Source organism: Arcanobacterium pinnipediorum (assembly GCF_023973165.1).
GTDB lineage: Bacteria > Actinomycetota > Actinomycetes > Actinomycetales > Actinomycetaceae > Arcanobacterium > Arcanobacterium pinnipediorum.
Genome location: NZ_CP099547.1, coordinates 323,532 through 336,891, shown reverse-complemented (window position 1 = coordinate 336,891; position 13,360 = coordinate 323,532). Strand labels below are relative to the sequence as shown.

Sequence of the window (13,360 nt, the reverse complement as noted above, 5' to 3'; positions counted from 1 at the left end):
AAAGTTTCGTTATTTAGTTGCGTTGATAAACCAGGACGTGATCGAAGTTGGGTGCGTAATTGCAGTGCCGACGACGGCGGCAAACGCACCGGCTTCAAGGACCTGGCGAGCTTGTTGTGGAGTATGGATTCGACCTTCGCAAATCACTGGCATAGTTGGGAATGCTTCTACCATCTGCGCCAATAATTCAAAGTCTGGACCATCTGTTTTTTCCCGATCTCCACTATACCCTGCCAGTGTGGTGGAGATGATGTCAGTGCCTGCATCGACAGCGCGTTGGGCATCGTCAAATGAACCACAGTCAGCCATCGTTAAGATGCCATCTTTCTTCAACTCTGCAATGGTTTGGGCGTAGCTTAGCCCATCTGGGCGTGGCCGGCCGGTAGCGTCGATAGCAACAATATCGGCGCCAGCCATCGAGCAGGCCCGGGCATGGCGCAACGTGGGGGTGATATAGACTCCCTCATCGCCTTCTTTCCACAATCCAATGACTGGGATTTTGACTCGCCCTTTGATTGCAGAAATATCGGCGAGGCCTTGGCAGCGAATGGCAGAGGTGCCACCCAGTTCAGCAGCCCGCGCCATCTGAGCCATAGTTTCAGGGTGGCGCAATGGCTCACCTGGATAGGCTTGCACCGAGACGATTACGGTGCCTCGTAATGATTCAATAAGCGGATTCATCACTTACTCTCTCTTGAATAGTAATACAGGGCGGCGCCATATAGCGGGGCGTCAGACCCTAACTCACCGTTGCGTAATTGAAGCTCCGCAACGAAATCCATGGCACTTGCGCGGTATCCGCGGCGCACTTCGTCCCACCAGGTTTGCCCCGAGCGGGTCATCGATCCAGATAGGACGATGACGGAAGGATCGATGGAATTTGCTAATGATCCAAGAACTTCACCGAGCGCATAGGCTGATTGGGCAAAGGTTGTGGCAGCAAGTTCGTGACCAGTTTCAGCTAAGTCTTGGAGTTGGCGGCCATTGTTTACTGTTACATCGCCCGAGCGCGAATTGAACCAGGTAGTGATGCCAGAACCAGAACAGATCGCCTCAATGTGGCCATCACGCCCGCAAGAGCACTGCTGCCCGGCCGCAAAATGATGGTGAATATGGCCGAAATGCCCAGCTAAGTTGTGGTCGCCGAAAACTATTCGACCATCACTAATATGTGCGCCACCGATTCCAGTACCTACAGCGCAGGCTAGAACTGAACGAAAACCGCGCCCAGCGCCGAGAATCGCTTCGCCTAAACCGTGTGCATGAACATCGTTGATAGCCCACACTGGTTTTCCGGTAGCTTCACGCAGCAGATCACCTAGCGGGGTACCACCCCAGCCTGGCATCGTTCCGGTTGCAGATACAATAGCTCCTGTTTGTGGATCGACGACGCCGGCAGAGGCTACCGCGATGCCATCTACGCTCACTCGTTCCACAATCTCGGTTGCCAGCTCGCAAATTCGTTGCGCAACCCGCTCACCGCCGTCGAAAGCCTGGGTTGGAATCGAACCACGTTCGCTGATCGATAGTTCGTCAATGCCGCCAGTAACGATCGCCCAACCGACTTTGGTACCACCAATATCTAGTGAAAGAAGAACCACCTTTGTTCCTCAGCTTTCTGACTGTATCGCACACTGCCTAGACAAAATTAGCGAAAAATTAGTTCGAAAAAAATCTGCCGTAAAACAGGGCAACGATGCCTTGTATTCGTTACAATTAAGCCTATGTTGTCTGACAAGTCATTGCAAGTGATCCTGAAGAAGTACACTGCTTCATCAACGCCTGATCGTTCGATGATTGGTACAGTCATGCGTTCAACAGCCACGATGGATGCAATAAAAGGTTATATCCTCAACCACCACCTAAAACCTGGTGACGCACTGCCAACGGAGGCAGAGTTGTGTGCAGATTTAGGAGTCTCACGTTCATCAGTTCGCGAAGCTCTTCGTCAATTAGCTGCTCTTGATATTGTGAGCGTCCATCAAGGTCGTGGATCTTTCGTTGGGCAGATGTCACTCGAACCTCTCGTTCAAACCCTTATTCTTCGCAATTCGTTAGATCAGTCGTCTGGAAAAGCTAGCTTGCGCCAAGTAGTTATTACGCGAAAAGTTCTCGATCTAGGGATTGCCGATGATGTTGTGCGAGAATTTGCCGGAACGCATAATCCAGAATTGCACACTCTTGTAGATCGTATGGTTGAACGTGCCAGCTCGGGACAAACGTATCTTGACGAAGATATTGCTTTCCACGAAGCATTGACCCGTTTTGCTGGAGATTCGCTCATCTCGCAATTGATTAGTGCGATGTGGCTGGTCCATCAAGCCTTCATTCCGGAGCTACAAACCCCAGCTTCGGATGAACTTCTTATTACTGCGCATGCCCACCGAGATATGCTTCAAGCCGCTGAGGCTGGCGATCTTGAGGCCTACAAACGTGCTATTGATGCACACTATGGGCCGCTCGCCAAAATCATTGACCTCTAGGAAGCCATATTCAACTCTACTTTCAGCGTAATTTTCTGTGTTTCGCAAACTTCGTGGGAATGTCACGCTAAGCTAGGGCTATGACTATTGTGAACAAGATTTCTCGTCCGTTACTCGCTGCACCATTTATTGTCTCTGGCATAGATGCTGTTACTAAGCCTCAAGATCATCGCAAGCCAGCCCGCAAGCTCTGGGTCTTAGCCCAAAAAGCTGGTGTGGATACGAAGCTGGGAATTAGTGAACCTAGCGATGCAACGCTCGATCTACTCACTCGCCTATCCGGTGGCGTGGTTGCCCTCGCTGGCCTGCAACTAGCGCGTTCGCGAGCGCCACGCTCGGCTGCTCTTTTACTTGGAATTACCCAGATTCCACTGGCACTGGCAAACAATCCAGTGTGGGAAAAGAAGCCTCTAGCTGAGCGCAAGAAGGACATTTCAGGGCTACTTTCTGCCGCTGGTCTTATTGGAGGTGCGTTGATTGCATCCACCGATCGTTCTGGCAAGCCCTCGGTTGGCTGGCGCGCAGCCCGGTTAAGTGAACGAGCAGTTCAAAATGCATCCCAGCGTTTTGAGCAGATCGCTCCCGCACGTTCCTAGCATGGTAGTCGATGCGGCTGGAGTTATAACGTAATGACTGCAGCCGCTCGCACCTAACGTCGTCTTCGTGTCAAAACATCGCATGATAAGTGATTCTCCCGAGAACTCATGGTGGCATGCTCCAACAGTGCCAGCAAACTATCGGCTCACCAGCCGGATCAGCCTGCCTGGTTCTAAATCACTAACCGCAAGATGGATGATTCTCGCTGCAACTGGTAGCGAACCAGTCGAGCTTTATGGCGCTCTTAAATCACAAGATACTTTCGTGATGGCTGAAGCCCTAACCACTTTGGGTGCCCAAGTGAAATGGAATGCGCACTCGTGCATTATTTACCCCTTACCACGCACCGAATCGGGCCACATCCGCATTCGCGGTAATATATCGATCCATGCCCACCAGGCCGGGACGGTAATGCGCTTCATTCTCCCGCTCGCAGCTATGGCTACCGGGAAAGTTACCATCGAGTGCGCAACGAACGCCCGGCACCGCCCAATTTCTGGTCTAGTTCGCGCCCTAACTGATCTCGGAGTCACAATAACTTCACCTAGCACTACAGGTGTGAATTTCCCACTGACCATCGAAGCCCACGGCCCAATCACGGGCGGGCGGCTAACCCTCGACTCTGGCGCATCATCGCAATTTCTTTCAGCTCTCTTGCTCAGCGCTCCCCTGATGGAAAACGGTTTAGTCATAGATCTTAGTCCCCAACAACTCCCCTCCGCCCCGCACGTCGCAATGACCGTAGATGTTATGCGCCAAGCCGGGCACACCGTCGTCGTCGATAATAATTCATGGTCGGTTCTACCAACCAAACCTAATCCACGTCCAATAGGTGACCTCAAAACCGCCAGCGCTGCGCAACCACCCAGCGCTCAGCGAAAGTCAGTGCACACCGGCTACGGCCAGCGAATCGACATCGAACCCGACCTGTCCAATGCCGGACCTTTTCTTGGTGCCGCAATGGTTACCGGCGGCGAAATAACGATTGAGAATTGGCCACAAAACTCAACACAGCCCGGCCGCGCATATCTTGAACTACTACGAATGGCAGGCGGTAAGCTCCACGTCCAACCTACTGCTGCGGGAAGTAAACTCATCTGCCACGGACCGCAAACTATTAAACCACTCGATGTAGATATGGGCGACGTCGGTGAACTCGTGCCCACCATCGCCGCTATCTGCGCCTTTGCACCCGGGCGCAGTTTCCTGCGCAACATCGGGCATCTGCGTGGCCATGAAACCGACCGCCTTGAGGCATTAACAGCTACACTTAATCGCGTTGGCGTTAGCGCATACACCCGCGGTGATACTCTCGTTATCGACGCAGATCCACGCAAGCTACACGGCGGCGATCTCCACTCCTATGCCGATCATCGCATGGCAACATGCGGTGCGATTCTCGGGTTGGGTATTGCCGGGGTGCGCGTTGATAATATAGAAGCTACAGCAAAAACTTTCCCACAGTTCGCCACAATGTGGCAAACAATGATCACGAATGGATGACTTTAGGTGAGTAGAGGCGATACAGGAACAGATGACTACCGGGTCAAAGTTCGTCCGGGAAAACCCTCACGCCCGCGCACCAAGATTCGTCCCGACTATTCTTCTGCACCGCGCGGACGAATCTATCGGGTTGATCGCGGACGCTACCATGTGCGCATGGTCGAGACGGGCATTGATGTTGTTGCAGTTAAAGCCCGCGAACTGGGCCGGCGCGGAATCGTTGTGGGCGACGTTTGTGCTATGGTCGGAGATCTCTCTGGACGCAAAGATACCCTGGCGCGGATAGCTGGGGTCGACGAACGCTCAACCGTGTTGCGCCGAGTTGGCGAAGAAGGTGAAGCATCTGGCAATGAACGAATTATCGTAGCCAATGCTGATCAATTAGTGATTGTGGCAGCCCTTGCGCAACCAGAACCGCGCACCGGCATGATTGACCGCTGCGTGGTAGCTGCCTACGACGCCGGGATGGACGTTATCTTAGCGTTGACGAAATCGGATTTGGCTCCAGCAGAAGAATTACGGGCAATCTATGAACCGATGGGGTTAGATATCGTTGTCACCAGCGTCGTCGAACACGGCGACGATTCCGAGGCTAAAACACATAGTGAGGCCAAAACGAACCGTGCCGACGACGGTTTGGCACAGTTGCGCGAAAAACTCACCGGCCGCGTCTCGGTACTCGTTGGGCATTCCGGGGTAGGAAAATCGACCCTGATCAATGCTCTGATCCCGCAAGCTAGCCGCGAAATCGGGCGGGTTAATGAAGTTACCGGGCGTGGGCGTCATACCTCGACCTCAGCGATGGCTTTCGATTATCTTGGAGCTGGGACCGTTATCGATACCCCAGGTGTGCGCACCTTTGGCCTAGCGCACGTCACACCAGATGGATTACTGCGCGGCTTTCCCGATTTAGATGAGATTGCAGATCATTGCCCGCGCGGATGCACACATGAGGCCGGCGTGATCGAGTGTGCCCTTGATGATCCACAATTCGTTGAACCCGACTCTCTGCTCGCGGCGCGTGTTGAATCCTTTAGACGATTACTAGCTTCGCGTGGCAAGCAGGAATGGTAGGATTTACGCCTCTTGGGTAGCACCCACCTACGTATATGCTGTGTTGTGGATATCAAAAATATGCCAGCATCACAAAAGCCTGTTATCCTGTAACCGACACGGGAGCCATTGTGGCTGAGAGGGAGGGTCCCACCTCCGACCGTTGACCTGAACTGGGTAATGCCAGCGGAGGAACGTCGCGCGTCGGTGCCGTGCTGTGCCTAAAAGGTGACTTATGGAAGTCGAGCAACAGCTAACGGTAGTCGAGCAGAAATGGCCTGCCATAACGCAGGCTGAGATTGCTCACTACTCCTCCCGGATCGTTTCAGATCTGGGAGTTTTGTCTACTACCCATGTTTCTCCTCGCATCGTGCGCCATTCGCATAGACCTATGGCGGCCGGGTGCGAGGTAGATCTAGGGCCAGACCTACCCCATATTTTCGTTAAACGCTATCTGCCGGCATTGTATCCAATCCGCCAGTTGCAAGCTCAACATGATTTCACCACGTATCTACACTCATCTGGGTTCCCTACCCCGCCCTTGGTGCTGACCGAACAAGATGACGGCGAAATCGCATCGGTTATGCGTTTTGCCTCCGATTCAGGTGAATGGATCTATGAAGCTACCTATGCGGGAGTGGGTGAAGATAGGTATCGCAATACGAGAAGTTGGGCCGGGCCAAACACCCTTCAAGAAGCACATAAGATCGGCCAGATAGCGGGGATGCTAGCCAATGTGAGCGAGAATTATCCGGCCCATGATCCGGGAATGAGCGCCTATGATAACCGGTTCCAGCTTCTGCTATCTGATCCGCTTCAAGCCCTGCCTGACTTTCTCGAATCCCATCCTGCAGTTAAAGCTTTTATCTCCACTCACGGCTATGACATAGAGTCTGATTTAGACTTACCTCGACAACTATCTGAAGATATCGATCCCACTATCCCGCAACAGTGGACGCATGGCGATTTGCACTGTTCGAATATGTTGTGGGATAAGGAACAGGTCACATCCGTTATTGATTTTGGCCTCGCCGCCGTAAATCCGCGCATCTTTGATCTTGCAATAGCGATAGAACGCCATGCTATCGATTGGCTCGCCATTAGCGCTGGAGGCAACGTCCACGCCCGCCACGATATTGCGGCAGAGATTATTTCTGGCTACCTCGATCACGTTCACCTAACCGCTGCAGAACGTGCATCGTTGGCTCCTATGCTCGCCTTGACTCAAGTCGAAGCCGGACTTCATTTCTTGGAATATTACGCACAAGCCCCGGTAGATGCGTCTATTGCGCACTGGTCGTATAACGAGTATTTCCGTGGGCACACTGCGTGGTTCGTATCGCGGCCAGGTCAGCAATTTCTTTCTCATATTTCGCAATGCGTTTCTTGATCCACTTGTTTTTTTGAAAGGTTTACTATGAAAAAATTTCTTGCGCTATGCTGTAGTTTCGTTTTAGCTGCCGGTTTGAGCGGATGTGATGCTTCGACGACGGACGATACCGCTAACCGACATGTGCGCGTGATTTTGGATTGGACACCAAATACCAATCACACCGGAATATATGTTGCGCTCAATAAGGGCTATTACGAAGACGCTGGGCTCGACGTCGAAGTTCTTGGGTTTTCCCAAGCCGGGGTTGAATCAGTGGTCGAGCACGGTGGGGCCGAGTTTGGTTTCACGGGCGCTGAATCGCTGGCAATTGCCTACGGGCAGGGCGCTGATTTGAAGATGGTCTATTCCTTACAGCCGTTGTCTAGCCAAGGAATAGCTGTTCGGGCTGATTCCGATATTCATACACCCAAAGATCTCGATGGCAAACTTTTTGCAACTTATGGTGGTGTGCAAAACACTGACAAAGTTAAGGAGATGATAAGACACGACGGCGGAAAAGGTGAGTTTGACACCGTTGTTATGGGAACTGCTGCGTACCAGGCTGTTGCAGATGGCAGTGCTGATTTTGCCGAAGGATTATCCACTTGGGAATCGATTGAGTTTGAGTTAAAAGGTTCTGCGTTGCGGTTTATGTATCCGTGGGAGTGGGGTGTGCCTGGAACGCCTGCGGTGTTGGGAATATCGGCGAAAAATGACCTGATCAAAAATGATCCGGAACTTGTCAAAGATTTTGTTAGCGCAACGAAAAAGGGGTATGACTATACGTTGGATCATCTTGATGAAGCTTCCGATATTTTGATAGCTGAGAATCCCGATGCCCAGCTCAATCCAGAGTTAGTCAAGCGTTCACATGAGCTGTTAACAACAAAGTTTTGGCCAGATGCAACGGGTAGAACCGGGCTGGCAGATTTGCAGGCGTGGCAGACCTTCTTGGATTATCTCGTGGCGCATGGAACTATCCTTGATGCCAATAACCAACCGAGATCTGCAAAACTCTTGGCTGAAGATCTGGTGACTAATGAGTTTGTGAAATGATGGGCTTGGCGAATCGGCGAATAAAAATTGCGATCACTGTGCTGGCTGTGAGTGCCTTGCTTGTTGGATGGGAAATATATGTCAAGATCTCTGAAATAGATGCTTTGACGCTTCCTGCTCCTACGGGTATCGCACAGGCGTTGATCCACAACTATGACAGTGTTATCCGGGCTCTTTACGTAACCGGATGTGAAGTCATTATCGGGATCAGTTGCGGGATAATCGTTGGGATGCTGGTTGCCTATCTCATGTTTATCATGCGGGGATTGACTCACCTTATGCACACGCTGTTGGTGATCTCTCAAACCATTCCTATCATAGCTATCGCGCCGCTTCTCATTATTTGGTTTGGCTTTGGCTTGACGAACAAGATCTTGCTGGTAGCTGTCTACACGTTCTTCCCCGTAGCTATCTCTTTTCTCAAAGGATTAGGTAGCGCAACACTTGACCAGATAGATGTGGCACGAACCTTGGGGGCTTGTCGATGGTGGCGCCTTATCCATCTCCATACACCGGCAGCTGCTGGACAACTGTTTTCGGGGATTAAAATAGCCGTTACTTATGCGCCAGCCACAGCTGCTCTCGCAGAATACGTCGGAGCACGCCAAGGGCTTGGAATTATGCTGATCTCGGCTCAAGCTTCGTTTCGCACTGACTTGGTATTTGTTGTGGCATTCGTGTTGATGGCGATGAGCGTATTGCTTTACGGCACAGCCACACTTGTTGAATCTGTTGTGGTCAAAAGTGGCAAGGCAGAAAGTAATGACTGAGCTCCTAATCCTTAACCAAGTGTCCAAAACGTTTACGAACCCTGAGGTCACTGCGCTTTGTCCGACGTCGTTGACGTTATCTGTGGGGCAACGAATAGCTATTGTTGGCAGAACTGGTTGCGGGAAAAGTACCTTGTTACGCATCATTGCGGGCGTTGAAGAACCCACTAGTGGTAGCCTCCAGTGGAAAACCACGCCTGTATTTGGGCATATGCCCCAGGGGCTAGGGCTCTATGATTGGCTCACCGTGGTTGACAATGTTGCACTTGGGTTGCGCATCGCAAAAGTTAGTAAAGCCCAAGCTCGCGAACGCGCCTACGCTATTCTCACGCAGTTCGGGTTAAACAGTTTTAGCCACGCTTACCCGCATCAGCTCTCTGGCGGAATGCGTTCCCGAGTGGCTTTTTTGAGAACCATGCTTATCAATCCCACCTTGATCACCCTCGATGAACCATTTGCTGCCCTTGATGCAATTACGCGCATTGAACTCCACGATTGGCTTTTGGGCATATTACAGACGCGTAACCAAACGATGATTTTGGTTACCCACGATATTGAAGAAGCAGTCTATCTAGCTGATCGAATCATCGTCATGAGCCCGCGCCCGGGACGTTTCACTCAACAATTTGACGTCCCTAGCACACCTGGTTCGCGACGTACCAAGGATGGCGCCTTTTATGCCACCTGCCAACAAATACATCAGTCACTGTATCAGTGTGACGAGAATCAACACATGTGAGGAGAAACAATGAAACTCGTTCGTATTCGAATGGAATATGTTCATCCGTGGCCAAACCATGCCGGCTTATTTACTGCTCGCGCCCAGGGCTTTTATCGCCAGGCTGGTCTCGACGTCGATATTATCGCTGACGGGTGGGAGCGCGGGACGCCTGCCGAACTTGTTGCTCGGGGCGAATACCAGTTTGCCTCCATTCGGTTAGGGGAATTAGTTGAAACCCGCCAAGGAAAGAATCCTATGAAAGCGTTGGCGACTTTCAACCAGCGGCAAATGGGTGGGGTCATATCTTTGAAATCGAAAAACATTCATTCCTTTGCGGATCTGGAAGGAAAAACTGTTGCCGTTCCATTTACTGAACCGAGATTGGTGGAATCAATTCGCCAATCAGTAACGCGTGCTGGCGCAGACTTTTCAAAAGTCAATATCGTCCACCCTGGCGGAATGTGGGAACCCGATATTCGCGCCGTCGAAAAGGGACAGTTTGATGCTGTTTTCAATGTTTTAGGATGGGAGTCTTATCAAGGGATTAGCCCGGTTGACGAAATTGTTCAGCTGAGCTTTGACGAGGTAGGTGTTACGCCACATCATACGTATTTTATCTGTGCCACCGATGAGATGATCGCTTTGGAGCCCGATACTGTTCGTTCGTTTATCCAAGCTACGCAACGCGGTTTTGAATATGCTTTTGCACATCCAGATCAGGCACTTGAAGCTTGTGCTGACACCATGTGCCACGTCGATCCTGAGGTGTTGCGACATTCGTTAAACTTCATGATGCCATCGTGGCTAACCGATAACGGACGCTGGGGTCACATTCAGCCCGAACTGGTCGATAACTACATGCAGTGGATGATTTCTGGTGGGTTTAGCACCGGGAAGATGGCCGATGTTACATCCTCGTGGACGAACGAATTTTTAGATTCATAAGCTTCTACTAGCTAGCTAGGAATCACATATCTACCACAGTTCTTAGCTAGCTAGCAGATTTTATCCTTGCATAATCAACACTTTTGCATGGATTTCGAGCACGATCTGCGATAGTTCAGCAAAGTTTTCCACCTCGGAGATAGTGGTGAGCTCGCGTTGGAGATCCGCCAAGCGTTCATGCGAGGCCTGGGCGTGGGCGATGGCTTGGGCGACGGTGGCGTTGGCAGAGTCGATGATTTCTGGCATTTCTACGTCTACTGCTGACATTTGCCACAGCTCAAGTAACTGACGCGGAATCGAAATCGCATGCAATACTCGATCCATGTACTGGGCGATATCCTCAGCAAGCTCGCGGTATGCGCGGGCGTGGCTTTGGAGGACTTCGACGTCGTCGTTGAGTACCGAGCTGAGCATCTCTAGGGATTCTAGCCGCTCCCGGATCGCACGTTCTTCGGCAGTTTCGTTAGCTTGAACGTCGAAGACTTCGCGGGTTACAAATCCGGGAGCAAGCCCCGGTACTCCGATTTTGGCATCATATCCGGTGTCGATGAGTTCGGCAATGAAAATTCCACACATATCCGAGTGGAGGCGCGATAGCGCAATCCGGAAGCGGGTTTGTGCAATTTGTGCGTTTAACGCAGTGACCTTAGAGATGAGCGCATTGAGATAGGTGGCACTGACTTTTTGCATCCGGTTCCACACCAGCAGTGGCTCGATCGCACTGTACAGTGCCGGGTTACCTTCGCCCAGTTGGGTAAATTCACGCGACACTTCCAAGACGTTTGCCATATCGGTGCGCACGTGTTCGACGACGGTGTTAAGCCGGTGGCTCATCTTGGCTAACTCGTCTTGGTGATCCATCCAGGCTTGAAGTGTTTGGTGTTCTTTGTCAACTGCTTCGAGCATCTCGTGGAGTTGGGATTGGCCGTGGCGTTGAGGAAAAGTTGCACCGTAGGATTCACGCAAGGCTACTTCTTCGGGAAGTGCTGAAATTTCGAAGTCTTCATAGGAGTCAATTCCAATGCGAGAAAGTTCTTGGGCGAGGAATGGCACTGCGGCTTGAGCTGCTTGACGTCGGTTGAGTCCGCCGTCGATCAGTGACTTTTCGTGGTCAAGGACCCGGGCGTAAACCTCGCGAATGTTTGCGAAAACCTCTTCGCGCATGGGGCGGGCGCGCACCGACAAATACCCTCCGGTGGGCAGTGGAGTGATGGTGGCAAAAACGTCGTATTCGGAGCCATCTCCGGCGAGGTTGAGCATGTAGGCAACAAATGGTTTGCCTGCTTCTAGGGAGTCCCACACCAGTTTGAAAATCGAGGCGGGCATATCGGGGTGGCGCACAATATTGTGTGGGGCACCGCGCAGTTCATCGACGTCGTAGCGAGACAGACGGGTGAAAACTTCGTTCGAGAGTTGAATAACGCCTTTGGAATCGGTGGTGGAAAAGAATAGTTCGTGTGGAGCGACGTTTTGAATTTCTCCAGTTGGTGCGGGTTTCACGTTTTTCTCCTCGGTTTTCGACGGCGGTGGCGAAGGTTTCGCAAACCATCTGCTGGTGTTATTTTACCAGTTTGCTGGGTGGCGATTGTGCCGGTGTTGCGAAATATGTCATGCGATATTCTGGTGTCATTGATTTTATGTGGGAGGTGATCGTTAGACTTACATTATGAGGTTTTTACATACGTCAGACTGGCATTTTGGTCGCACGCTTCACGGAACAGATCTACGTGAAGCCTACGAGATGTGGGCAGATCATGTGGTGGGTTTAGCGCACACCCACGATCTTGATGCCGTGCTTATATCTGGGGATGTTTTCGATCGTGGTATCCCACCGGTTTCCATGGTTCGGTTATTATCCGAAACTCTTCAGCGCTTGGCGGAGGTAACCACAGTTATTATTACCCCCGGTAACCACGATGCTCCTACCCGATTGGGGTTTACTGCCGGCTTGCTAAAAGATAACGTCGTTATTGCAACAGATCCATCCCAAGTAGGAACGCCAGTTCAGGTTCGGCGCAACGGTGAGCCAGTTGGATATGTATATGCACTTCCCTATCTGGAACCCGATATTGATCGGTTTCGGTTAGCTCTAGATCCGCAGTCTCCGCTTGCTCGAAGCCATGAAGCTGTGGTGGGTGCGGCCATAGATCGAGTGGCGGAAAATATTGAACACACGATCGCTAACCATCCTGATCAGGCCGAGCTGCCTCGAGTTATTATGGCGCATGAATTTGTTGTCGGCGGTCAGCCTTCGCAGTCCGAACGTGACCTCCATATTGGCGGTGTCGATAGTGTGCCTAGTGCTCTTTTCGATATTCGTATCGATGGAAAGTCAGTTATTGATTATGTGGCGTTGGGCCATCTCCATGGTCCACAACAAGTCCATGCTGAGCCACCGATGCGCTATGCGGGCTCACCGCTACCGTTCTCATTTTCTGAAGAACATCACACAAAATCTTCGGTTCTGGTCTCAATCGAGCACGCCGGAGCAGTGCCCGATATTGAGTTGATCCCGGCCCCTGTTTACCGGCCACTTGCTACGCTGCGCGGCAGTTTTGATGAACTTATCTCTGCCCAGTATGCACAGTTTCACGATCATTTTGTTCGTATTTATGTAACCGATATCGATCGTCCAGATCGGATGTTAGCTCGCCTCCGTCACTATTTTCCTTACGTTTTAGAAGCACACCACGATATCGGGCTTAAGCAGTTAGCTTCTTATGATCTCAACCCCGCAAAAATCGATCCGCGCGAAATTTTGGTGGAATTCTTTGTGAGTGCCGGCGGGCGGGAACTGACGCCAGATGAACTCGCACTCATCACAGCACAGTGGGAAGAGCTAGGGAAGGTAGAAAAGTAA

The 13,360-nt window shown here is 51.5% G+C and carries 13 protein-coding genes and 1 riboswitch; of the genes, 10 read left to right on the top strand and 3 right to left on the bottom strand.

Features of this window, described 5'->3' with window-relative positions; translation table 11 throughout:
• Window positions 1-9 precede the first annotated feature (9 nt).
• Both NG665_RS01430 and NG665_RS01425 read right to left on the bottom strand, forming a co-directional pair.
• Window positions 10-681: an N-acetylmannosamine-6-phosphate 2-epimerase gene (locus NG665_RS01430; RefSeq protein WP_252673547.1), complete on the bottom strand. Its 672-nt coding sequence runs from the start codon at window positions 679-681 to the stop codon at window positions 10-12.
• Complete coding sequence (locus NG665_RS01425) at window positions 681-1,601, bottom strand: ROK family protein (RefSeq protein WP_252673546.1); 921 nt, start codon at window positions 1,599-1,601, stop codon at window positions 681-683. The genes NG665_RS01430 and NG665_RS01425 overlap by 1 nt, the downstream gene beginning before the upstream one ends.
• Window positions 1,602-1,724: 123 nt before the next feature.
• On the opposite strand from NG665_RS01425, the gene NG665_RS01420 reads away from it, so the two are divergent.
• The 9 genes from NG665_RS01420 to NG665_RS01380 all read left to right on the top strand — a co-directional run bounded on the left by NG665_RS01420 (window position 1,725) and on the right by NG665_RS01380 (window position 10,500).
• Entirely contained in the window at window positions 1,725-2,483 is a 759-nt protein-coding gene (locus NG665_RS01420) for a FadR/GntR family transcriptional regulator (protein WP_252673545.1), read from the top strand.
• 80 nt (window positions 2,484-2,563) lie between these two features.
• The gene (locus NG665_RS01415; RefSeq protein WP_252673544.1) at window positions 2,564-3,079 is read left to right on the top strand and encodes a DoxX family protein; all 516 of its coding nucleotides are present in this window, start codon (window positions 2,564-2,566) and stop codon (window positions 3,077-3,079) included.
• Between the two features lie 67 nt (window positions 3,080-3,146).
• Window positions 3,147-4,583, top strand: coding sequence for a 3-phosphoshikimate 1-carboxyvinyltransferase (locus NG665_RS01410; RefSeq protein WP_252673543.1), 1,437 nt, complete (start codon window positions 3,147-3,149; stop codon window positions 4,581-4,583).
• A gap of 6 nt (window positions 4,584-4,589) precedes the next feature.
• Entirely contained in the window at window positions 4,590-5,657 is a 1,068-nt protein-coding gene (gene rsgA / locus NG665_RS01405; RefSeq protein ID WP_252673542.1) for a ribosome small subunit-dependent GTPase A, read from the top strand.
• 88 nt (window positions 5,658-5,745) lie between these two features.
• Window positions 5,746-5,849: riboswitch (TPP riboswitch) on the top strand.
• Between the two features lie 22 nt (window positions 5,850-5,871).
• Complete coding sequence (locus NG665_RS01400) at window positions 5,872-7,026, top strand: phosphotransferase enzyme family protein (RefSeq protein ID WP_252673541.1); 1,155 nt, start codon at window positions 5,872-5,874, stop codon at window positions 7,024-7,026.
• Window positions 7,027-7,053: 27 nt separating this feature from the next.
• On the top strand, window positions 7,054-8,064 hold the full coding sequence (locus NG665_RS01395) for an ABC transporter substrate-binding protein (protein WP_252673540.1): 1,011 nt from the start codon (window positions 7,054-7,056) through the stop codon (window positions 8,062-8,064).
• Complete coding sequence (locus NG665_RS01390) at window positions 8,061-8,834, top strand: ABC transporter permease (protein ID WP_252673539.1); 774 nt, start codon at window positions 8,061-8,063, stop codon at window positions 8,832-8,834. Before NG665_RS01395 ends, NG665_RS01390 begins: the two co-directional genes overlap by 4 nt.
• The gene (locus NG665_RS01385) at window positions 8,827-9,573 is read left to right on the top strand and encodes an ABC transporter ATP-binding protein (RefSeq protein ID WP_252673538.1); all 747 of its coding nucleotides are present in this window, start codon (window positions 8,827-8,829) and stop codon (window positions 9,571-9,573) included. Before NG665_RS01390 ends, NG665_RS01385 begins: the two co-directional genes overlap by 8 nt.
• A gap of 9 nt (window positions 9,574-9,582) precedes the next feature.
• Window positions 9,583-10,500, top strand: coding sequence for an ABC transporter substrate-binding protein (locus tag NG665_RS01380; RefSeq protein ID WP_252673537.1), 918 nt, complete (start codon window positions 9,583-9,585; stop codon window positions 10,498-10,500).
• A 60-nt stretch (window positions 10,501-10,560) separates the two neighbouring features.
• Here NG665_RS01380 and NG665_RS01375 read toward each other — a convergent pair whose 3' ends face one another.
• The gene (locus tag NG665_RS01375) at window positions 10,561-12,000 is read right to left on the bottom strand and encodes a hypothetical protein (protein WP_252673536.1); all 1,440 of its coding nucleotides are present in this window, start codon (window positions 11,998-12,000) and stop codon (window positions 10,561-10,563) included.
• 166 nt (window positions 12,001-12,166) lie between these two features.
• Here NG665_RS01375 and NG665_RS01370 point away from each other — a divergent pair, with 166 nt between their 5' ends.
• Window positions 12,167-13,360 carry a metallophosphoesterase family protein gene (locus NG665_RS01370; protein ID WP_252673535.1) on the top strand — a complete coding sequence of 398 codons (1,194 nt, stop codon included), beginning with the start codon at window positions 12,167-12,169 and terminating at the stop codon, window positions 13,358-13,360.

Bases quoted from the DNA above. Each gene is read 5' to 3' on its own strand.
- NG665_RS01420 (WP_252673545.1), top strand. From the start codon at position 1,725: ATGTTGTCTGACAAGTCATTGCAAGTGATCCTGAAGAAGTACACTGCT.
- NG665_RS01400 (WP_252673541.1), top strand. From the start codon at position 5,872: ATGGAAGTCGAGCAACAGCTAACGGTAGTCGAGCAGAAATGGCCTGCC.
- NG665_RS01370 (WP_252673535.1), top strand. From the start codon at position 12,167: ATGAGGTTTTTACATACGTCAGACTGGCATTTTGGTCGCACGCTTCAC.
- NG665_RS01380 (WP_252673537.1), top strand. From the start codon at position 9,583: ATGAAACTCGTTCGTATTCGAATGGAATATGTTCATCCGTGGCCAAAC.
- NG665_RS01385 (WP_252673538.1), top strand. From the start codon at position 8,827: ATGACTGAGCTCCTAATCCTTAACCAAGTGTCCAAAACGTTTACGAAC.
- NG665_RS01430 (WP_252673547.1), bottom strand. From the start codon at position 681: ATGAATCCGCTTATTGAATCATTACGAGGCACCGTAATCGTCTCGGTG.
- NG665_RS01395 (WP_252673540.1), top strand. From the start codon at position 7,054: ATGAAAAAATTTCTTGCGCTATGCTGTAGTTTCGTTTTAGCTGCCGGT.
- NG665_RS01415 (WP_252673544.1), top strand. From the start codon at position 2,564: ATGACTATTGTGAACAAGATTTCTCGTCCGTTACTCGCTGCACCATTT.
- NG665_RS01390 (WP_252673539.1), top strand. From the start codon at position 8,061: ATGATGGGCTTGGCGAATCGGCGAATAAAAATTGCGATCACTGTGCTG.